Origin of the sequence: Pseudomonas entomophila (assembly GCF_013523125.1) — a bacterium.
Lineage (GTDB): Bacteria > Pseudomonadota > Gammaproteobacteria > Pseudomonadales > Pseudomonadaceae > Aquipseudomonas > Aquipseudomonas entomophila_B.
Genome location: NZ_JAAMQJ010000026.1, coordinates 43,336 through 64,091 on the forward strand (window position 1 = coordinate 43,336; position 20,756 = coordinate 64,091).

The 20,756-nt window shown below is 66.2% G+C and carries 14 protein-coding genes; 5 read left to right on the top strand and 9 right to left on the bottom strand.

Annotated features, from left to right (window positions below; genetic code table 11):
- Window positions 1-54 precede the first annotated feature (54 nt).
- Entirely contained in the window at window positions 55-522 is a 468-nt protein-coding gene (locus tag G7007_RS14300; protein ID WP_181102681.1) for a nuclear transport factor 2 family protein, read from the bottom strand.
- A 345-nt stretch (window positions 523-867) separates the two neighbouring features.
- Between G7007_RS14300 and G7007_RS14305 the strand changes: the two genes are divergently transcribed.
- Genes G7007_RS14305 through G7007_RS14315 form a run of 3 tightly spaced genes read left to right on the top strand, consistent with a single transcriptional unit; the run spans window position 868 to window position 3,841 of the window.
- Window positions 868-3,000 carry a putative bifunctional diguanylate cyclase/phosphodiesterase gene (locus G7007_RS14305; RefSeq protein WP_181102683.1) on the top strand — a complete coding sequence of 711 codons (2,133 nt, stop codon included), beginning with the start codon at window positions 868-870 and terminating at the stop codon, window positions 2,998-3,000.
- A gap of 26 nt (window positions 3,001-3,026) precedes the next feature.
- Window positions 3,027-3,527: a M48 metallopeptidase family protein gene (locus G7007_RS14310; protein WP_060395182.1), complete on the top strand. Its 501-nt coding sequence runs from the start codon at window positions 3,027-3,029 to the stop codon at window positions 3,525-3,527.
- 20 nt (window positions 3,528-3,547) lie between these two features.
- A complete protein-coding gene (locus G7007_RS14315) occupies window positions 3,548-3,841 on the top strand; it encodes a winged helix-turn-helix domain-containing protein (RefSeq protein ID WP_369811824.1) in 294 nt (97 codons plus the stop codon).
- Between the two features lie 11 nt (window positions 3,842-3,852).
- Here G7007_RS14315 and G7007_RS14320 read toward each other — a convergent pair whose 3' ends face one another.
- The 7 genes from G7007_RS14320 to G7007_RS14350 all read right to left on the bottom strand — a co-directional run bounded on the left by G7007_RS14320 (window position 3,853) and on the right by G7007_RS14350 (window position 13,752).
- Window positions 3,853-4,305, bottom strand: coding sequence for a GNAT family N-acetyltransferase (locus G7007_RS14320; RefSeq protein WP_181102685.1), 453 nt, complete (start codon window positions 4,303-4,305; stop codon window positions 3,853-3,855).
- 68 nt (window positions 4,306-4,373) lie between these two features.
- On the bottom strand, window positions 4,374-6,554 hold the full coding sequence (yccS, locus tag G7007_RS14325; protein ID WP_181102687.1) for a YccS family putative transporter: 2,181 nt from the start codon (window positions 6,552-6,554) through the stop codon (window positions 4,374-4,376).
- Between the two features lie 109 nt (window positions 6,555-6,663).
- Window positions 6,664-7,845, bottom strand: a complete 1,182-nt coding sequence (locus G7007_RS14330) for a BaiN/RdsA family NAD(P)/FAD-dependent oxidoreductase (RefSeq protein ID WP_181102689.1) — start codon at window positions 7,843-7,845, stop codon at window positions 6,664-6,666.
- Between the two features lie 241 nt (window positions 7,846-8,086).
- Window positions 8,087-9,424: an ATP-dependent RNA helicase DbpA gene (dbpA, locus tag G7007_RS14335; protein ID WP_258198582.1), complete on the bottom strand. Its 1,338-nt coding sequence runs from the start codon at window positions 9,422-9,424 to the stop codon at window positions 8,087-8,089.
- Between the two features lie 105 nt (window positions 9,425-9,529).
- Complete coding sequence (gene mdtD / locus G7007_RS14340) at window positions 9,530-10,957, bottom strand: multidrug transporter subunit MdtD (protein ID WP_181102693.1); 1,428 nt, start codon at window positions 10,955-10,957, stop codon at window positions 9,530-9,532.
- 21 nt (window positions 10,958-10,978) lie between these two features.
- Window positions 10,979-12,310, bottom strand: coding sequence for a TldD/PmbA family protein (locus G7007_RS14345; protein WP_181102695.1), 1,332 nt, complete (start codon window positions 12,308-12,310; stop codon window positions 10,979-10,981).
- Window positions 12,310-13,752 (bottom strand): TldD/PmbA family protein, encoded by a 1,443-nt coding sequence (locus G7007_RS14350; RefSeq protein WP_181102697.1) that lies wholly within the window; start codon window positions 13,750-13,752, stop codon window positions 12,310-12,312. Before G7007_RS14350 ends, G7007_RS14345 begins: the two co-directional genes overlap by 1 nt.
- Before the next feature lie 206 nt (window positions 13,753-13,958).
- Here G7007_RS14350 and G7007_RS14355 point away from each other — a divergent pair, with 206 nt between their 5' ends.
- Window positions 13,959-14,558, top strand: coding sequence for a hypothetical protein (locus G7007_RS14355; protein ID WP_181102699.1), 600 nt, complete (start codon window positions 13,959-13,961; stop codon window positions 14,556-14,558).
- 112 nt (window positions 14,559-14,670) lie between these two features.
- On the opposite strand, the gene putA is transcribed toward G7007_RS14355, so the two are convergent.
- Entirely contained in the window at window positions 14,671-18,624 is a 3,954-nt protein-coding gene (putA, locus tag G7007_RS14360; RefSeq protein ID WP_181102701.1) for a trifunctional transcriptional regulator/proline dehydrogenase/L-glutamate gamma-semialdehyde dehydrogenase, read from the bottom strand.
- A 357-nt stretch (window positions 18,625-18,981) separates the two neighbouring features.
- Between putA and putP the strand changes: the two genes are divergently transcribed.
- Window positions 18,982-20,466 (top strand): sodium/proline symporter PutP, encoded by a 1,485-nt coding sequence (putP, locus tag G7007_RS14365; protein WP_181102703.1) that lies wholly within the window; start codon window positions 18,982-18,984, stop codon window positions 20,464-20,466.
- The last annotated feature ends 290 nt before the right edge of the window (window positions 20,467-20,756 follow it).

The following is a 20,756-nucleotide window of genomic DNA, read 5'->3' on the forward strand; positions in this document are numbered from 1 at the left end:
CGCGCGCGAGACCTGCCTCAAGACCCATTGGCGCAGCCATGCGACAGGCCCCGTTCAGAGGCCCAGTTCGTCGAGCCCTGGGTGATCGTCCGGACGCCGGCCCAACGGCCAGCGAAACTGGCGTTCGGCCTCGCTGATCGGGTGCTCGTTGATGCTGGCGTGACGCGTGTGCATCAGACCGTGCTCATCGAAGGCCCAGTTCTCATTGCCATACGCCCGGAACCACTGACCGCTGTCGTCATGGTATTCGTAGGCATAGCGCACCGCGATGCGATCGTCGGTGAATGCCCAGAGCGCCTTGATCAGCCGGTATTCGAGCTCTCGGTTCCATTTACGCGTCAGGAAGGCCTGAGCTTCGGCGCGGCTGGTGATGAATTCCACACGGTTGCGCCAGCGTGTGTCGAGGGTGTACGCCAAGGCCACCTTGGCCGGGTCCCGACTGTTCCAGCCGTCTTCCGCCAGACGGATTTTCTCGAGGGCCGTTTGCCGGGTGAAGGGGGGCAGAGGAGGGCGTGGGGTCATGGGCGGTACCTGATGGGAGGGTGGAGGAGACGGTTTCGAGCGGCAAGCGGCAAGCTACAAGTGGACGGTAGTGCGGTTCGCCAAGTGTTGACAGAGCGTTGAGGTGGCGCTGATGCTCTAGCTTGCAGCTTGCAGCTTGCAGCTTGCAGCTTGCAGCTTGCAGCTTGCAGCTTGCAGCTTGCAGCTTGCAGCTTGCAGCTTGCAGCATGTCGTCCGCGCCCTATAACCGACCGTCGGGTGTCCCTGAACATTTTGTCGAAACAACCGGGCATTTCGGCCAGGTGCGCGCTAAAGTCAATCATCGGATCCAATGATTTGGCAGTGGCTGCGGAGTCTCGAGACAGCATGGATGGCGCTCACCTTCACCCGTCGGACAGGGGGCCAGTCCTTCTGGTGGTCGACGATTACCCCGAAAACCTTGTGAGCATGCGTGCGTTGCTGGATCGGCACGACTGGCAGGTGCTGACGGCCAGTTCCGGCATGGAGGCGCTGGGCGCCTTGCTCGAGCACGAGGTCGACCTGGTGCTGCTCGACGTGCAGATGCCCGAAATGGATGGGTACGAGGTCGCGCGCCTGATGCGCGGCAGCCAGCGCACGCGCCTGACGCCGATCATCTTCCTCACCGCTACCGAGCACTCGCAGGCCGCCATCGCGCGTGGCTATGCCAGCGGCGCGGTCGACTACCTGTTCAAGCCCTTCGACCCGGAGGTGCTCAAGCCCAAGATCCAGGCCTTGCTCGAACAACAGTGCAACCAGCGCATGCTGCAGCGCCTGAGCCGCGACCTGGAGTCGGCCAGGGCCTTCAGCGCCTCGATCCTGGAGCACGCCGCCGAAGGCATTCTGGTTGTTCAGGCCGACGGGAAGGTGAGTTTCGCCAACCCGGAAATCAGCCGGCTGCTCGACACCCCGGTCGACTGCTTGCAGGGCATGCACCTGCTGGACCTGCTGCAACTGCCCAGTGCCTTGCCGTGGGAGGCGTCGGAGCTGTTCACGGCCTACCAGCGACGCGACATCCTGCGACTGCACGACGCGCAATTGCGCACCTCCAGCGGTCAGCCCGTGCCCGTGGCGCTGTCCTGTGCGCCCTTGCCCGAGGAACGGCAGGCCATGGTGGTGACTGTGCTGGACATGTCGGTCGTGCGCAGCCTGCACGTACAACTGGAAAACCAAGCCATCACCGACCCGCTGACCGGCCTGCTCAACCGCCGCGGGTTTCAGCAGGCCGCCGAAAGTGCGCTGATCCGCCACGAACGCTCGGAGCGCGCCCAGGCCTTGATGTACATGGACCTGGATGGGTTCAAGCGGGTCAACGACTCGCTCGGCCACGAGGCCGGTGACCGCTTGCTGTGCTGGGTCGCCGAGCAGTTGAAGGACTGCCTGGGCAGCCAGGCCCTGCTGGCGCGCATGGGTGGCGACGAGTTCACCGCGTTGTTCGACGAATTGCCCTACCTCGAACAGGCCGGGCGTCTGGCCGAGAACGTGCTCGAGCGCTTGTCGGCGTGCCAGCAGATCGACGGTATGGACATCTGCCTGGGGGTGAGCATCGGTATCGCCACCTACCCGGAGTGCGGTGACAGCGTGCACAGCCTGATCCGCGCGGCCGACACCGCGATGTATGCGGCCAAGCAGGCCGGACGGCAGCAGTACCGTTTCTACGACGAAGAACTCAATGGCCGCGCCCGTTCCCGGCTGATGCTCGAGGACAGCGTGCGCACGGCCATCGAGGAGCGCGATTTCAGCCTGGTCTACCAGCCTCAGGTGGCCTTCGCCGACGGATGCCTGCGCGGCTTCGAGGCGTTGCTGCGCTGGCGCCATCCCAGCGTCGGTGACGTCCCGCCCGGGCTGTTCATTCCCTTGCTCGAAGAGGCGCGGCTGATCAACCGCCTGGCCAGCTGGATCTACCGTCAGGGTGTGGCGCAACGGACCGCGTGGGGCGCCCGGTTCCCCGATGAACTGATCCTGGCGATCAGCCTGGGCCGGGCGCAATTCGCCATGCCGGGCCTGGCCGACGAGCTGCGGCACGTGATCGACGACCAGGGGCTCGACCCTCGGCAGCTGGAGCTTGAGGTCGCCGAGACCTCGTTGATGAGCAACATCGATGCGGCCATCAAGCAGCTGCAACGCTTGCGCAGCCTGGGGGTGCGCATCGCCCTGGACGACTTTGGCGCAGGCGACTGCTCGTTGCGCATGCTGCGTGACCTGCCCATCGACACCCTCAAGCTCGACCGGCACCTGGTGGCCCGGCTGCCCGACTCGGTGGCCGACGCGGCGCTGGTGAGCAGCGTCATTGCACTCTGTCTGGAGTACGGCATCACCGTGATCGCCGAAGGCGTCGAGACCCAGGCCCAGGCACAGTGGCTCAAGGCGCATGGGTGCCAGTACGTGCAAGGCTTCCTGGTGGCGCGCCCCCTGACCGCGGACGATGCACAGGATTTCCCAGAGCGGTTTTCCTGGCCGGGCCTGTGCTTGGTAGACTGACGCCTCTTTCTGCCCGATCGTTCGTCATGACCGTACTGCGCTACTTGCAAGCCTACCCACCGCACCTGCAGGAGCAGGTCCGCCAGCTCATCGCCACCGACCGGCTCGGCGACTACCTGCGCCAGCGTTACCCCGACCGGCATGCCGTGCAGAGCGACAAGGCGCTGTACGGTTATGCCCAGGATCTCAAGCAGGCCTACCTGCGCAACGCGCCGAGCCCCGACAAGGTGCTGTTCGACAGTCGACTCGACCTGACCCACCGCGCCCTCGGGCTGAACACGGCAGTCTCGCGGGTGCAGGGCGGCAAGCTCAAGGCCAAGAAGGAAATCCGCATCGCCTCGCTGTTCAAGGACGCGGCACCGGAATTCCTGCGCATGATCGTCGTGCATGAGCTGGCGCACCTGAAGGAGCGCGATCACAGCAAGGCGTTCTACCAGCTGTGCCAGCACATGGAGCCGGCCTACCACCAACTGGAATTCGACCTGAGGGTCTACCTGACCTACCAGGAATTGCCCGGCTCTGCCTGAGGAGACCCCCTGTGAACGACGTGACGAGCAAGACCCGCAGCAGCTTCTACCGACGCCTGTACGTCGCCTGGCTGATCGACAGCCAGCAGGCGAGCAGCGTCCCGGCCCTCATGGAGGCAACCGGCATGCCCCGGCGCACGGCCCAGGACACCATCGCCGCCCTGGCCGAACTGGATATCGTCTGCACCTTCGAGCAGCAGGAAGGTGCCCGTCATCACGCCGGCCACTACCGCATCAGTGACTGGGGGGCGATCGATCGACAGTGGGTCGGCGCGCACCTGGCGCAGATTCGCGGGGTGCTGGGGTACCCGTGAGCGTCCGTGCGTCAGGCCTTGCGCATGCCGATGTGCGGGATGCCGTCCTCAACGTATTCGTCGCCCACCGCTTCGAACCCCTGGCGGCCATAGAAGCCTTGCAGGTGCGCTTGCGCTGACAGATAGACCGGTGTCTGCGGCCAGCAGTGCGAGGCGCACTCCAGCCCCTTGAGCAGCAAGTGCTCGCCCAGGCCGCGGCCACGGGCACAGGTGGCCGTCAGGACCCGGCCGATCACCACGTCGCCGCCCTGGGACTGGGGGTCGAGCAGGCGCAGGTAGGCGATCAACTGGCCGTCTTCCCAGGCCATCAGGTGGCAGGTATCACCGCTCAGGTCCTGGCCATCCACCTCCTGATAGGCGCACTGCTGCTCGACCACGAACACCTCGACCCGCAAGCGCAGGATGGCGTACAGCTGCTCCTTGTCGAGGTCGCTGTGGTGGGTGCAAATCCATTCAAGGGACATGGGAAGGCTCCTGTGGCGGGGCGTCGATCATCGCAAATGTGCGCGATGAAGGCGACCCCGCGCGGCAGTCAGGTCGGCGTCGCCTTGCCCAAGTGCGCTGCCAGGGTCCGCAGCGGGGCGAGTTGCCGGCCGATCAGGGCCAGTTGGCTCTGGATCAGGCGCTGGTGCTCGTCGAGGTCGTCGGGCATCTGTTCGAGGCTGCTGGCCAGCGCCTGCTCCTGCTCGCTGTGGATCGCCACCGGCTGGCGCGCTGCCAGGGCGGTGGCGATTTCGTCCAGGCTGGCGGCCAGGCTGGCCCCGGCGCCGTCGATCAGGTGCTCGTGGACTTCGGCCGGCAGGCTGGTATCGCGATGCGCGCCCAGGCCCGAGAGGTAGCTGAGCAGGGTGTGCGACAGCACCAGGAAGCGAAAGCCCAGGTCGGCCTCCTTGCGGAAGTGCCCAGGCTCCATGAGCATGTTCGCCAGGGTCGTCGACAAGGCCGCATCGGCGTTGTGCGCGTTGCGCCGGGCCAACCGGTAGGCCAGGTCATCGCGCTTGCCCTCGGCGTACTGCTGCATGATCTGGCGCAGGTATTCGCTGGCGCAGGCCAGGGTCGTGGCCAGCACCTTGTTCAGCTTGCGGCCCTGCCAGTCCGGCAGGAACAGGAACACCGCGAGGATCGCGATCAGGCTGCCCACCAAGGTATCGACCAGACGCGGCAGGAACAGGCCATAGCCGTCCCCGACCTGGTTGAAGCAGAACAGCACCATCAGCGTGATCGCTGCAGTCGCCAGGGTGTAGCGGGTGGTGCGGTTGACGAAGAACACCACGCCGGCGATCACCGCGAACATCGACTGGACGATCGGATTGGGGAACAGGTCGAACAGCGCCCAGCCCACGGTCAGGCCGATGGCGGTGCCGATGATGCGCTGCACCAGCTTGCGCCGGGTCGCCCCATAGTTGGGCTGGCAGACGAACAAGGTGGTGAGGATGATCCAGTAGCCCTGGGTCGGGTGGATCAGGTGCACCATGCCGTAGCCGATCGACAGCGCCAGCGGCAGGCGCAGGGCGTGACGGAACACCAGGGAGGTTGGCGTCAGCTGAGTGCGCAGACGCTTCCAGATCTCCCGCAGGCCGCGCGGTGAGCGGTCGAGCAGGCTGTTGTCGGTGGCCTCGGCCAGGGTCTCGGGGTTGCTCGCCGCGTTGAGCAGGCGGTGCAGCGTGGCCAGGTTGTGCGCCAGCGCGCGCAACGAACGCAGCAGCCCGCGCCAGGCCGGGTTGTTCTGCTGGCGCAGGTAGTCGAGCGAGGCATGCAGGTCGTCCAGCGCCTCGGCGAAGCCGCTGTCGTCACCGAAGGGCTGGCGCAGCCGGATCGACTCGGCCAGTTGTTGGCAGAGGCTGCCCTGCTGGCGCAGCAGGCGCTGGCAGCGGAACATCACGTCGCTGTGGAAGAAGGTCTCGGCCAGCGCGTTGTAGGGGTAGTGCGAGGCGCTGACGCGTTCGTGGATGTCCTGGGCCAGGAAGTACAGTTTCAGGTAACGGCTGACCTTGGAGTTGGGCTGGCTGTTGCCGACCCGGTGCAGGATGATCTCCTTGGCCGCGTTCAGGGCCGCCACCACCTTGCCGTTCTGCTGCGCCAACTCCAGCCGGCGGGCCTCGACGTCGAGGTTGCGCACCGGCTCGAACAGGCTGGCCTTGAGCTTGATGTAGCGGCCCAGCGCCCAGAACAGCTTGGCCAGGCTCTGCTGCACCGGCTGGTTGGAGAACAGCGCCTGCCACAGCACCGAGAGCAGCCCGTACCAGGCCGCGCCGGCGACCAGCAGCGCCGGCTCGTGCCAGAAGTCGCTGACCTCGCCCCCGCGCTGGTCGACCCCGATCATGGTGTAGACCGCCAGGATCAGCGTGGCCGAGGCGATGGCGCCGTACCGCTCGCCCAGCGCACCGAGCATGGTCAGGGCGAAGGCCGACAGCGCCAATGCGACGACGAACACCCAGGGGTAGGGAAACAGCAGCTCCACCGCCAACGCGGCGATGGCGAAGCACACCAGGGTGACCAGCAACGCGCTCAGGCGCCCCTGCCAGCTGTCGTCGGTCTCGGCCAGGGCGCTGGCGATGATGCCGAGGAACAGCGGGATCAGCAGGCTCATCTCATCCTGGTACCAGCACAGCGCCATGCTGCCGGTGAGCGCGAGGGTGACCCGGATGCTGTAGCTGAACTTGTCCTGCGCCCAGAGGCGGCGCAGGGTATGGCGGAATGAAGAAAAGGGCATGGTGGCCTGCTGGGCAAAGGTCGATGATCGCGGGTCAGGAGAGCGTTACACCCTCTTGGTCACGGGCCAGCAAGAAGCGTTCCGTGAGCCCGCGATTCTAGCGCGAAGCCTAGACCACCTGTGCGGCGGCGTAAGCCGAGGCCCAGGCCCACTGGAAGTTGAACCCCCCCAGGTGACCGCTGACGTCCAGCACTTCGCCGATGAAGTACAAGCCGGGGCTCTTCAGCGATTCCATGCTTTTCGACGAGACTTCCCGCGTGTCGACGCCGCCCAGGGTCACTTCGGCGGTGCGGTAGCCTTCGGTGCCGGCCGGCACCAGCTGCCAAGTCGACAACCGCTCGGCGACCTGCGCCAGCTCGGCGGGCGTGTACTGTTTCAACGGCTTGGACACGAACCATTGCTCGGCCAGCAGGTGGGCGAGCTTGCGCGTGAAGACTTCGGCCAGCACGGTCTTGAGTTCGGTGTTGGGCCGTTCGGCCTGCTGTTCGCGCAGCCACGCCAGCGCGTCGCGATCGGGCAGCAGGTCGATCTCCACGGTGTCACCGGCCTTCCAGAACGACGAGATCTGCAGGATGGCCGGGCCGCTGAGACCCCGGTGGGTGAACAGCAGGTTCTCCCGGAAACTCATGCCGTTGCAGCTGGCCGTGCAATCCAGGGACGTGCCGGACAGTTCGCTGCACAATGCCTTGAGCTGGGGCTCGGTGATGATGAACGGCACCAAGGCGGCGCAGGTCGGCAGCACGGTATGGCCGAACTGCCGCGCCACCTGATAGCCGAAGCCGGTCGCGCCCAGGGTCGGGATCGACAGCCCGCCGGTGGCGATCACCAGCGACTGGCAGGCGAACGGCCCGGCGCTGGTCTGCAGGCGATAACCGTCCTCCAGGCGCTCGATCTGATCGATCCGGGTGTTCATGCGCAGCTCGGCGCCTGCCTGGTCGCATTCGCTTAGCAGCAGCTCGAGGATATCGCTGGCCTTGTTGTCGCAGAACAGCTGGCCCAGCTTCTTCTCGTGGTACGGCACGCCATGCCGCGCCACCAGGTCGATGAAGTCCCACTGGGTGTAGCGCGCCAGGGCCGACTTGCAGAAGTGCGGGTTCTGCGACAGGAAGTTGGCCGGCTCGGTGTACAGGTTGGTGAAATTGCAGCGGCCGCCGCCGGACATGAGGATCTTCTTGCCGGGCTTGTTGGCGTGGTCGAGCACCAGCACCCGCCGTCCACGGTAGGCAGCGAGGTGGGCGCACATCAGGCCGGCGGCGCCGGCACCGAGGATGATGACATCGGTGGTTTGCACGGGAGGTCCTTGGTGAGGAAAAGGGTGGAGGTGGGGGCGGGCGTGTCTTTCGGTTCGGCAGAGGGGCAAGCGATCGGGTTGGCGGGTTCACGGTCCCTGTGGGCCCGATCGCTGGCAAGCCAGCTCCCACAAGGTGCTGGCTCGAATGAAGCGATCAATGCTGCGCATGCCCGTGTGGGAGCTGGCTTGCCAGCGATCGGGCCTGAAAGGCCCGTAAAGCCGGTGTCTCGGGTCTAGCCCTTCACACGATCCGCACCTTCAGCGCCCGCCCCTTGATCTTCCCGCTGTTGAGTCGCTGCAACGCCTGTTTGGCCACGCCACGCTCCACCGCCACATAGGCCTGGAAATCGAAGATGGCGATCTTGCCCACCTGGCTGCCGGGAATCCCGGCATCGCCGGTCAGCGCGCCAAGAATGTCACCCGGACGCAACTTGTCCTTGCGCCCGGCGGCGATCGCCAGCGTGCTCATCAGCGGCAACAGCGGCTCACCGCCCTTGCTCTTCAGGCTGTCGAGCTGTTCCCAGCGCAGCGGCTGGCGTTGCAACTGCTCGATCGCCTGGGCGCGATGCGCCTCGGCCGGCGCCACCAGGCTCACGGCCAGGCCTTTCTCGCCTGCGCGGCCGGTACGGCCGACACGGTGCACGTGGATCTCGGCATCGCGCGCCAGTTCGACGTTGATCACCATGTCCAGACCGTCGATGTCCAGGCCGCGCGCCGCGACGTCGGTGGCCACCAGCACCGAGGTGCTGCGGTTGGCGAACAGCGCCAGGACTTGGTCACGGTCCCGCTGCTCCAGGTCGCCATGCAAGGCCTGGGCGACGATGCCCTTGGCCTGCAGGTGAGTGACCACGTCCTCGCACTGCTGCTTGGTGAAGCAGAAAGCCACGCAGGACTGCGGACGGAAGTGCCCGAGCACACGGGTCACCGCCTCCAGTCGCTGCGCCGCGTCGATCTCGATGAAGCGCTGCTCGATCTGGTTGTCGGCGTGCAGGCTCTCGACTTTCACCTGCTGCGGCTGGCGCATGAACGCGGCGGCCAGTTGCTCGATGCCCGCCGGGTAGGTGGCCGAGAACAGCAGCGTCTGACGACGGGCAGGCGTACGCTCGATGATGCTGGCGATGGCGTCGTAGAAGCCCATGTCGAGCATGCGGTCGGCTTCGTCGAGCACCAGGGTGTTGAGGCCGCCGAGCACCAGGGTGCCCTTGTCCAGGTGCTGCTGGATCCGCCCTGGGGTGCCGACGATGATGTGCGCGCCATGCTCCAGCGAGGCGATCTGCGGGCCGAGCGAGACCCCGCCGCAGAGGGTCAGGATCTTGATGTTGTCCTCGGCGCGTGCCAGGCGGCGCAGTTCCTTGGCGACCTGGTCGGCCAGCTCGCGCGTCGGGCACAGCACCAGCGCCTGGCAGCCGAAATAGCGCGGGTTGAGCGGGTTGAGCAGGCCGATGCCGAAGGCGGCGGTCTTGCCGCTGCCGGTCTTGGCCTGGGCGATCAGGTCCTGGCCCCTGAGAATGACGGGCAGGCTGCGTGCCTGGATGGGCGTCATCGACGCATAGCCCAGGGCGTCCAGGTTGGCCAGCATGGCGGTGGACAGCGGCAAGGTGGCGAAGGCGGTGGATTCAGTGGTCACGAGACAGGCCTGAGAGCAAAAATGCCGCACAGTCTACCAGCCTCGCGACCTCCGTTTCTAAGCTTCGATCTCCGGTTCCGGACGGGGGGCACGCCTTCCGTCCGTCGGGGCCAGTTGCAGGAAGATCGCCGCCGCCAGCATCGACATCAGGCCGATGGTCAGGAAGGTCAGCTGGAAGGCGCCCAGGGTGGTTTCGGCCGCATCGACGCCTCCGGCCGCGGTGAAGCCGCCCAGCAGCGCACCGGCGCAGGCCACGCCCAGGCTCAGCGCCAGCTGCGCCACCACCGACAGCAGGCTGTTGCCACTGCTGGCGTTGGCGTCGTCCAGGTCGATTAGGGTCACGGTGTTCATGGCCGTGAACTGCAGCGAGTTGATTGCCCCCAGTATGCCCAGCTGCACCAGCAGCAGTTCGTAGGGCGTCTGCTCGTCCACCAGGGCCAGGCTTGCCAGCATCAGGCCGAGCAGCAGGGTATTGCCGGTGAGCACGATGCGGTAGCCCAGGCGCTCGATGATCGGCCGCGCCACCGACTTGGCCAGCATTGCGGCGGCGGCCAGCGGGATCATGCTCATGCCGGCCTCGACCGGCGAGTAACCGAGCGCCACCTGCAGCAGCAAGGGCACCAGGAAGGGCAGGGCGCCGCTGCCCAGGCGGGCGAACAGGTTGCCGAGGATGCCGATGGCGAAGGTCCGCACGCGGAACAGTCGAGGCGAGAACAGCGGGTCCGGGTCACGCCCGGCCCGCAGCCAGTAGGCGGCCAGGCAGGCCATGCCGGCGAACAGCAGCAGCATCACGCGCAGATGCGGCAGGTGCAGCTCGCCCAGCCCCTCCATGGCGATGGTGATCAGCACCATGGCCGCGCCGAACAGCAGAAAGCCCGGCCCGTCGAACGGCGTGCGTTCGGCGCCGCGCAGGTCGGGGATCAGCTTCCACACCGCGTAGCAGCCCAGGAGGCCGACCGGCAGGTTGAGCAGGAAGATCCAGTGCCAGCTCAGCACTTCCACCAGCCAGCCACCGACCGTCGGACCGAGCAGCGGACCGAGCAGCCCGGGGATGGTGATGAAGCTCAGGATGCGCACCAGTTCCGAGCGCGGGTAGGCGCGCAGCACTACCAGCCGCCCGACGGGCAGCATCAGGGCGCCGCCCAGGCCCTGGACCACCCGGGCGAACACTAGAAAGCCCAGGCTGTTGGCCGCCGCGCAGAGCAGCGAGCCGAAGCTGAACAGCAGGATGGCGCTGAAGAAGATGCGCTTGGTGCCGAAGCGGTCGGCGATCCAGCCCGAGGCCGGAATCAGCAAGGCCACCGTGAGCATGTAGGCGATGATCACCCCCTGCATGCGCAGCGGGTTCTCGTCCAGCGACGTGGCCATGGCCGGCAGGGCGGTGTTGAGGATGGTGCCGTCGAGCGACTGCATGAAGAAAGCGATGGCCACCACCCACGGGATCCAGCGGGCGGTGACCGGGTCCAGCGCGATGCGTTCGGGCATGGTGGCCTCGTCGTCAGGGGGTCACAAGGTCAGGGTCAGGGCTTTGACCAGCGCACCCGGCAGATGACTCGATCCAGTCTGTCGCTGACCGTAGGTGCTGGTGGAGAGGATCAGCTCGCGCTCACGGGTCAGGGCCTCCAACTGGTCGCCGAACAGGTCGTACAGGCTGTCGTCGAAGCGCATGGTGGAGACCGGCGCCTGGAGTTGCCCGTCTTCCACCCAGAAGGTGGCGAAGCGCGTCAGGCCGGTCATGCGGGCGGCGGGCAGGTCGGAGTAGTTGAGATACCAGAGGTTGCTGATGTAGAGGCCAGTACCCAGCTGCTCGAGGATGTCCGCCTGGGCCAGGGTGCCGGGGGCGAGGCTGAGCGCACAGGGCGACTCGCCGCTGTCGGCGCCATTCGCACACAGCGCGAACTCGACGGCGCTGCGGGCACTGACCAGGCGGCCGTCCACGCGGCCGTGGTCGACCAGGCAAACATCCTCGCGTGGCGAGCCTTCGTCGGAGAAGGCCGGGCTCAGCGAGCCGCTGACCTGCTCGTGCAGCGACACCATCGGCGCCAGGTGCGCCTCGCCAGCGTACAGCCGTTGCAGCGCGCTGTTGCCGCTGGCCAGCGCCTGCGCCGAGAAGCCGCCCCAGCTCAGCAGACCGGCGATTTCGTCCAGCGCTGCCGGGGCCAGGTAGGCACGGTAGCGACCTGGTGCGAGGGTCAGGGTCGGGCGCCCAAGGGCCTCGAGCTGCGTGCGGCAGTGAGTCAGGCGCGCCGCGAAGGTGTCCGGGCACCAGGTCTGCCCGGCATAGTTGGCTTTCACCGCCTGACCGTTGGCGTGGAACACGCTCCAGTCCAGGTTGAAGCTGCTCGCCTCGTGCCAGCCGCGCGCACCGGCCGAGCTGGCGAAGCCCCGGCTGATCGGCCCGGCGGCATAGATGCCGACCAGGTCCAGCCCATCGGTTGCGTGCTGCAACTGACTCAGGACCGCCTCGGCGTCGGGCAAGGGGTACAGCTGTTCGCTGAGGCTCTGCCAGGCACGCTCATCCAGGCTCAGCCAGGGGTCCTCCGGCAACAAGGGCAGGGTCTGGCGCAGTTGTGCCAGGGCCTCGTGCAGGCGGGCACGGTCGAGCGCTGCGTCCCCGCACAGCGTGAAGGTCAGGTGCGCCTGGCGATTCGCTTGCAACAGGCGAAGGCTCGCCGTGGCCTGTTCGACCTGTCCGGCCTGGCGGACCTTGCCGTGGTTGAAGCGGATGAACTGCGAGCACTCGGCGTCGTAGCCGAGCGTGAAGTGCTCGTCGGGCCGCAGGGCCTGGTGCAGGTCCTGGACCAGGGTGTCGAAACGATCGCGTGGGGTCCGTTGCATCAGGCCTGGCCTCCGAAGACATCGATCTGGCTGAACAGGCACGCCGGCGACGCATGGCCGACGCGGATCACCTGGTTGGGTTCGCCCTTGCCGCAGTTGGGCGTGCCGAGCACCTGCCGGGTCGAGGCATCGCCCACGCCGATCAGGCTGCGCCAGAAGCCGGCCGAGATACCCCGGTAGTTGGGGTTCTTCACCACGCCCTTGAGTTCGCCGTCCTCGATCAGTTGGCCCCATTCGCAGCCGAACTGGAACTTGTTGCGCGCATCGTCGATGGACCACGAGCGGTTGGTGCGCATCAGGATGCCGCGCTCCACGCAGCCGATCAGCTGTTTCAGGCCCTGCGTCCCAGGCTCGATGTTGAGGTTGGCCATGCGATCGATCGGCGCGCGGTTCCAGCTGCAGGCGCGGCTGTTGGCCACGCCGTCGAGGCCCGAGCGCGCTTGCGACAGGGCGCCGCCCAAGGGCCGCAGCAGCACGCCGGCGCGGATCAGGAACTGCTTGCTGGCCGGCGTGCCGTCGTCGTCGTGACTGTAGCTGGCCAGCTCTTCGGGCAGCGTCGGGTCGAACGTCACGTCGAGCAAGGGCGAGCCGTAGCGCAGGTGACCGAAGTCCGCCGGGGTGATGAAGCTGGTCCCGGCGTAGTTGCGCTCGTCGCCGAGGATGCGGTCCATCTCCAGCGGATGGCCGATGGATTCGTGGATCTGCAGGCTCATCTGGTCGGGCATCAGCAGCAGGTCACGGGCGCCGCTAGGCGTATTGGGCGCCAGCAGCAGTTGCAAGGCCTCGTCGGCCACCCAGGCGCCGGCACCGATCAGGCCACAGCGCTCGACCACTTCGGCCCCGCCTTGCTGGCCGAAGTTTTCCCGGCCCAGGCTGCGGCTCTGGCTGTCACGGCCGTCGCTGGCGGTCACGCTCATGCCCGGGAACAGGAAGCGCTGAGCCTGGCGCAGTTCGGCCCCGGCGCTGTTCAGGTAGATCTGCTCCACCTCGGTGATGCCCAGGCTGGCCTGCCAGTCCACCAGGCGGTCGTCCTTCGGCACCCTGGCCGACTCCGTCGCCAGCAGTTCCAGCCAGTGGCCCAGCGCGGGCAGCGATGCGTCGAGGTTGGGCGAGACGTGGTCGTGGCGTGCGCTGGACACCGGTTGGCCGCTGAGGTCGAGCAGGCTGAAGCGCGCGATCTGCCGCGCCAGCCGTTCGGCCCGCTCGAGCGCGGCCTGCAAGCCCGCCTGGGACAGGTCGGCGGTGGCGGCGTAGGCTTCAACGCCCTGAAGCCGCACGGTGAGCATGGCGCCTTCGTCGCGGCTAAAGAACGGCGGTTCCACGACGTTGCGGCGCACCGACAGGCTGTGCTGGGACTGGCGCACGTGACGCAGGGAGAAGACCTCGGCCGTGCTGCGCAACGCGGCGAAACGCTGGCGCAACGGGGCGCTGGACTCGAACATGCAGACCTCCTTGGCAAGGACGCGCAGCGAGCGCGACACAGTGGTGTGGACGGGAGTATGACCCAACCGGCTGCAAGGGTGACCTGAATACAGGCCGGGCTAGTGGTCTTTTCGGAAACTTCCTGCCTCCGTTTCGGAAGCGTAGGGCAGATTAACCCCTCGAACGCGAGGTTGAATGGCACTTCATTTCCAGAGGGGGCCGTTCCATGTCCACAGTCAGCACAGCCGACACCGTCAAGCATCTACCCGTGACATCGGTCGATGAGCCGATGTTCTTCGTGGTCTCGCCACGCAAACTGGTCATCATGAGCATCCTGACCTTCAACTTCTACACGGTGTACTGGTTCTACCGGAACTGGCGCCTGTACACGCGTCACAGCGGTGAGCCGCTCTGGCCGCTGGTGCGGACGGTTTTCGGGATCCTCTTCATCCACGGCCTACTCAAGCGGGTCGATCGGCAGATCAAGCTGACGGGCAGGACCTACGCCTGGTCGCCCCTGTTACTGACTTGCGCCATCTGGCTGCTGTGCATCGTGCATTACGCCCTGTCGATGCTCCAGGTGCTCGACCCTTCGCCCGTTCGGGCAATGATCACGATCGTGCTGAGTGCGGCGTTCGGGGTGTGGTGGAGCCTGACGGTTCAGCGGGCCATCAACTTCTGCGTCGGCGACCCCGAAGGCGAAAGCAACAGCGCGCTGTCATGGGCCAATGGAGTGTGGATCGTGCTGGGTCTGCTGGTATGGGCGCTTGCTTTGGCACCGATACTGCTGGCCCCTCAGGCGCCTTTCATCAGCGGCGGCTTCTGATACCCGGGCGTCGGCGTTGTTTTTAGCGCGACGCCTGAAAGGCGCAGGCATGAAACGAAAAAAGCCGAGGCGACCTGGGGCCGCCTCGGCTTTCGACGTGTCGCCGTCGGGGTCAGCCGATGGTCATCAGGCTGGCGTTACCGCCGGCCGCTGCCGTGTTGACGCTGACCGCACGCTCGATCACCAGTCGCTCCAGGGCGATCTGGTGATCGCCGCTGGACAAGCCCTGGACGCCGACGATGGCACCGGCGCGCTTGGCCACCTGCTCGCAGATCGCGCGCAGCTGGTCGGAGTCACCGTGGTGCAGCACGGCGTCGAAGGCGACGTCGTCCTTGTGCCAGTCGGCGACCAGCTTGACCTTGGCCTGCACGTCCCGTGGCAGGCGCGCCCGCAGCGAGCGACCCGGTTCGCTGTCCTCGAACAGCGCCGAGCTGCCGACCGCCAGGACGGCTGCCAGTTGCGCCTGCAGGTCCGCTTCGCTGTCGGCCAGGCACAGCACGTGCTCGCGCGGCAGGATGGTGTAGCTGTTGCGCTCGCCGGTCGGGCCGGGCAGCAGGCGGTTGATGCCGGTCTGCGACTGCTGGACGAAGCTGTCGCACAGCGCTGCCAGCTCGTTCAGCTGGTTGCTGCTGGCCCAGGCCTTGTAGCCCTGCAGCGGCTGGAGCAGCTGGGTACGGGCCGGGTTGTCCAGGGGCGTGTCGCCGTCGACGCGCTCGAAGTGACGCGAGATGGCATCGGCCGGACGGGTCGACAGCAGGCGGAACAGGTACAGCGGGCCGCCGGCTTTCGGGCCGGTACCCGACAGGCCTTCGCCGCCGAACGGCTGGACGCCGACCACGGCACCGACGATGTTGCGGTTGACGTACATGTTGCCGGCGTTGACGTTCTCCACCACCTTGGCGATGGTTTCGTCGATCCGGGTGTGCACGCCCAGGGTCAGGCCATAGCCGGAGGCGTTGATCTGCTCGATCAGTTGGTCGAGGTTGCGGCGGTTGTAGCGCACCACGTGCAGGACCGGGCCGAAGATCTCACGCTGCAGTTCGTCGAAGCTTTCCAGCTCGATCAGGGTCGGCATGACGAAGGTGCCGCGCTTGCATTCCTCGGCATCGGCCAGGGCCATCTGGTAGATGGAGCGGCCCTTGGCACGCATGCCCTGGATGTGCTTCTCGATGCCTTGCTTGGCCTCGGCGTCGATCACCGGGCCGATGTCCACGGACAGGCGCTCGGGGTTGCCGAGGCGGCTCTGCGCCATGGCGCCCTTGAGCATCTCGATCACGCGGTCGGCGGCGTCTTCCTGCACGCACAGCACGCGCAGGGCCGAGCAGCGCTGGCCGGCGCTGTCGAAGGCCGAGGACACCACGTCTACCACGACCTGTTCGGTCAGCGCGGAAGAGTCGACGATCATCGCGTTCTGGCCACCGGTTTCGGCGATCAGCGGGATCGGGCGGCCCTGGGCGTCCAGGCGACCGGCGACGTTGCGTTGCAACAGGCGCGCGACTTCGGTGGAGCCGGTGAACATCACGCCCTTGACGCGATCGTCACCGACCAGGCGTGCACCGACGGTTTCGCCGCGACCTGGCAGCAGTTGCAGCACGCCTTCCGGAATGCCGGCTTCCAGCAGCAGGCGCACGGCCTGGGCGGCGATGAGCGGGGTCTGTTCGGCAGGCTTGGCCAGTACCGGGTTGCCGGCGGCGAGCGCAGCGGCCACCTGGCCGGAGAAGATCGCCAGGGGGAAGTTCCACGGGCTGATGCAGACCACCGGACCGAGCGGGCGATGGGCATCGTTGCTGAAGTCGTTGCGTGCCTGCACCGCGTAGTAGCGCAGGAAGTCCACGGCCTCGCGCACTTCGGCGATGGCGTTGAGGTAGGTCTTGCCCGCCTCGCGCACCAGCAGGCCCATCAATGGCTGGATCTCGGCTTCCATCAGGTCGGCGGCGCGTTCCAGGATGGCGGCACGCTCTGCAGGCGGCGTGGCCTGCCAGATCGGCGCGGCGTTGACGGCGCACTGGATGGCGTTGTCGGCGTCGGCGACGGTGGCTTCCTGCACGTGACCGACCACGTCGCGGTGGTCGGACGGGTTCAGGACCTGGGCAGCGGCTTCTTCGCTGGCAGCGCAGCCCAGCAGTGGCGCGGCTTTCCAGTCGGTGTGCGCGGTGGCCAGCAGGGCGCAGGACAGCGACGCCAGGCGGTGTTCGTTGGACATGTCGATGCCCGCCGAGTTGGCGCGTTCGGTGCCGTAGAGGTCACGCGGCAACGGGATGCGCGGGTGCGGCAGGCCGATGCGGCCTTCCTGGGTGCCCATGCGCTCGATGCTCACGACCGGGTCGGCGACCAGTTCCTGGATCGACAGGGTATGGTCGGCCACACGGTTGACGAACGAGGTGTTGGCACCGTTTTCCAGCAGGCGGCGAACCAGGTAGGCCAGCAGGGTCTCGTGGGTACCGACCGGCGCGTACACGCGGCACGGACGGTTCAGCTTGCCATCGGCGATCTTGCCCACGACCTGCTCGTAGAGCGGCTCGCCCATGCCGTGCAGGCACTGGAACTCGTACTGGCCCGGGTAGTAGTTCTGGCCGGCGATGTGGTAGATGGCCGACAGCGTGTGGGCGTTGTGCGTGGCGAACTGCGGGTAGATGGCTTCCGGCACCGCCAGCAGCTTGCGAGCGCAGGCGACGTAGGAGACGTCGGTGTAGACCTTGCGGGTGTAGACCGGGTAGCCCTCGAGGCCTTCGACCTGGGCGCGCTTGATCTCGCTGTCCCAGTAGGCGCCTTTGACCAGGCGGATCATCAGGCGGTGACGGCTGCGCTTGGCCAGGTCGATGACGTAGTCGATCACGTGCGGGCAACGCTTCTGGTAGGCCTGGATGACGAAGCCGATGCCGTTCCAGCCGGCCAGCTGCGGCTCGAAGCACAGACGCTCGAGCAGGTCCAGGGACAGCTCCAGACGGTCGGCTTCCTCAGCGTCGATGTTCAGGCCGATGTCGTACTGCTTGGCCATCAGGGTCAGCGACAACAGGCGTGGGTACAGCTCTTCCATCACGCGCTCGTACTGGGCGCGGCTGTAGCGTGGGTGCAGCGCCGAGAGCTTGATCGAGATGCCCGGGCCTTCATAGATGCCACGGCCGTGCGAGGCCTTGCCGATCGAGTGGATGGCCTGCTCGTAGGAGGCCAGGTACTTCTGCGCGTCGTGCTCGGTCAGCGCGGCTTCGCCGAGCATGTCGTAGGAGTAGCGGAAGCCCTTGGACTCGAAGCGGCTGGCGTTGGCCAGGGCTTCGGCGATGGTCTCGCCGGTGACGAACTGCTCGCCCATCAGGCGCATGGCCATGTCGACGCCCTTGCGGATCATCGGCTCGCCGCTCTTGCCGATGATGCGGCTGAGCGAGGAGGACAGGCCCGATTCGTTGTGCGTCGAGACCAGCTTGCCGGTCAGCAGCAGGCCCCAGGTGGCGGCGTTGACGAACAGCGACGGGCTGTTGCCCAGGTGCGGCTGCCAGTTGCCGGTGCTGATCTTGTCGCGGATCAGGGCGTCACGGGTGCCCTTGTCGGGGATGCGCAGCAGGGCTTCGGCCAGGCACATCAGGGCCACGCCTTCCTGGGAGGACAGCGAGAACTCTTGCAGCAGACCTTGCACGATGCCGGCCCGGCCGCCGGCGCTCTTCTGGTGGCGCAGCTTGTCGGCGATGCGCACGGCGAGCTTGTTGGTGGCCTCGGCCTGCTCGACCGAGAGGCGCGCCTGCTCCAGCAGCATCGGGACCATTTCCTGCTCGGGACGGCGATAGGCACCGGTGATGGCCGCGCGCAGCACCGATTGCGGCAGGATGCTCTCGGCGAACTCGAGGAAGCACTGGTGCTCGTGATCGGGCTGCACTTCACCGGCGTCGTCGGCGTTGGCCGAGGTCTGGGCGGTGAGTTCGGTCAGGGTAGCACCACCCTCGAGCTTCTCGAGGTAATTGAAGATTGCCTGCTTGATCAACCAGTGCGGCGTGCGGTCGATGGACTGCGCAGCGCTCTTGAGTCGTTCACGGGTCGGGTCGTCGAGTTTGACCCCAAGGGTGGTCGTCGCCATTTTCTTGTCCTCGTTATTGCCACCGGTGTGGCTTAAGCTGGCGCCAAGATTAGCGGTCGGCCATTACGGGTGCAACCGGGTGCAACCCAAAAAGTTCACATCGAAGGTGCAACTCGTCCGATACCGATTGTCGCAGTCGGAAAAGGCTCGAATAAGGTGCGAAGTATTCTGAAAACTCCGATTTTTGCTCCAAAAAGGAGCAAAAAAGTAGCCTTAATCCGAAATGCATGGTCAGGTGCAACTGGCAAGTGAAAAATGGTTGCACCTGATTCATGTTGTTGCATAGGATTCGTCGCCTGGGTGCAACCGGCTTTTCGACCGGTTGCTGAGATAACAACAAATTGCCAGGGCACAACAATGGGCGCATTCAATCCGCTGATGATCACGTTCGTGATCTATATCGCCGTCATGGTGCTGATCGGCTTCATGGCCTATCGCTCCACACAGAACCTTTCCGACTACATTCTCGGTGGCCGTAGCCTCGGCAGTGTGGTGACCGCCTTGTCCGCCGGCGCTTCCGACATGAGTGGCTGGCTGCTGATGGGTCTGCCAGGCGCCATCTACCTGTCCGGCCTGTCCGAGGTCTGGATCGCCATCGGTCTGACCATCGGTGCCTACCTCAACTGGCTGTTCGTCGCCGGCCGTCTGCGCGTGCAGACCGAGCACAATGGCGACGCACTGACGCTGCCGGACTTCTTCGCCAGCCGATTCGAAGACCAGAGCGGGCTGCTGCGCATCATCTCGGCCATCGTGATTCTGGTGTTCTTCACCATCTACTGCGCGTCGGGCATCGTGGCGGGGGCCCGTCTGTTCGAAAGCACGTTCGGCATGCCGTATGAGACCGCGCTGTGGGCCGGTGCCGCCGCGACCATCGCCTACACCTTCATCGGTGGCTTCCTGGCGGTGAGCTGGACCGACACCGTGCAGGCCTCGCTGATGATCTTCGCGCTGATCCTGACGCCGGTGATCGTGCTGATCTCCACCGGCGGGTTCGACACCACGTTCGCGGCCATCGAGCTGCAGAATCCTGCGCACTTCGACCTGTTCAAGGGTGCCACCTTCGTCGGCGTCGTCTCCCTGCTGGGCTGGGGCCTGGGCTACTTCGGGCAGCCGCACATCCTGGCGCGCTTCATGGCCGCCGATTCGGTCAAGTCGATCGCCAAGGCGCGCCGCATCTCCATGACCTGGATGATCCTGTGCCTGGTCGGTACCTGCGCCGTAGGCTTCTTCGGTATCGCCTACTTCTCGGCGCACCCGGACCTGGCCGGCCCGGTCACCGAGAACCACGAACGCGTGTTCATCGAACTGGCCAAGATCCTGTTCAACCCCTGGATTGCAGGCATCCTGCTGTCGGCCATCCTGGCCGCCGTCATGAGCACCCTGAGCTGCCAGCTGCTGGTCTGCTCCAGCGCCCTGACCGAAGACTTCTACAAGGCCTTCCTGCGCAAAGGTGCGTCGCAGCGTGAGCTGGTCTGGGTCGGTCGTCTGATGGTCCTGGCCGTGGCGCTGATCGCCATCGCCCTGGCCGCCAACCCGGAAAACCGCGTGCTGGGCCTGGTCGCCTACGCCTGGGCCGGCTTCGGTGCCGCCTTCGGTCCGGTGGTGCTGATCTCGGTACTGTGGAAAGGCATGACCCGCAACGGCGCCCTGGCGGGCATCGTGGTCGGTGCGCTGACCGTCATCCTGTGGAAGAACCTGGCCATCTCCAGCCTGTACGAGATCATCCCGGGCTTCCTGCTCGCCAGCCTCGCCATCGTCCTGGTCAGCAAGCTGGGTCGTCCGACCGCCAGCATGATCGCGCGCTTCGAGAAGGCCGACGCGGCTTATCACAGCGAGAAGTAGAGCAGCGGCGAGTAGCAAGCCGCAAGCTGCAAGCTGTGTTGGATGGGCCTGTTCTGAAGGTTCAGGCCCATTCATTAAGGTCCCGGGTTTATGGACCCTGCGGGCCCAATCGCGGCACAGGGGCCGCTCCGCATGAGCCATGATTGCCTGCACCACCGCGGCGGGTGTAGATACCGTCTTGATCCTCACTTCGCAAGCGCGATCTGAGGGTCGAATGGTTTGTCGGATTTCACCACGCCATACACCAGGTGCAGCAGCTTGCGCATGGCCGCGCAGACGATCTGTTTGTA

Coding starts and splice junctions, on each gene's coding strand:
- mdtD (WP_181102693.1), bottom strand. CDS start 10,957: ATGCCCGAACGCATCGCGCTGGACCCGGTCACCGCCCGCTGGATCCCG.
- G7007_RS14300 (WP_181102681.1), bottom strand. CDS start 522: ATGACCCCACGCCCTCCTCTGCCCCCCTTCACCCGGCAAACGGCCCTC.
- putA (WP_181102701.1), bottom strand. CDS start 18,624: ATGGCGACGACCACCCTTGGGGTCAAACTCGACGACCCGACCCGTGAA.
- G7007_RS14350 (WP_181102697.1), bottom strand. CDS start 13,752: ATGTTCGAGTCCAGCGCCCCGTTGCGCCAGCGTTTCGCCGCGTTGCGC.
- G7007_RS14305 (WP_181102683.1), top strand. CDS start 868: ATGGATGGCGCTCACCTTCACCCGTCGGACAGGGGGCCAGTCCTTCTG.
- G7007_RS14310 (WP_060395182.1), top strand. CDS start 3,027: ATGACCGTACTGCGCTACTTGCAAGCCTACCCACCGCACCTGCAGGAG.
- yccS (WP_181102687.1), bottom strand. CDS start 6,554: ATGCCCTTTTCTTCATTCCGCCATACCCTGCGCCGCCTCTGGGCGCAG.
- G7007_RS14345 (WP_181102695.1), bottom strand. CDS start 12,310: ATGCAACGGACCCCACGCGATCGTTTCGACACCCTGGTCCAGGACCTG.
- putP (WP_181102703.1), top strand. CDS start 18,982: ATGGGCGCATTCAATCCGCTGATGATCACGTTCGTGATCTATATCGCC.
- dbpA (WP_258198582.1), bottom strand. CDS start 9,424: ATGCTGGCCAACCTGGACGCCCTGGGCTATGCGTCGATGACGCCCATC.
- G7007_RS14355 (WP_181102699.1), top strand. CDS start 13,959: ATGTCCACAGTCAGCACAGCCGACACCGTCAAGCATCTACCCGTGACA.
- G7007_RS14320 (WP_181102685.1), bottom strand. CDS start 4,305: ATGTCCCTTGAATGGATTTGCACCCACCACAGCGACCTCGACAAGGAG.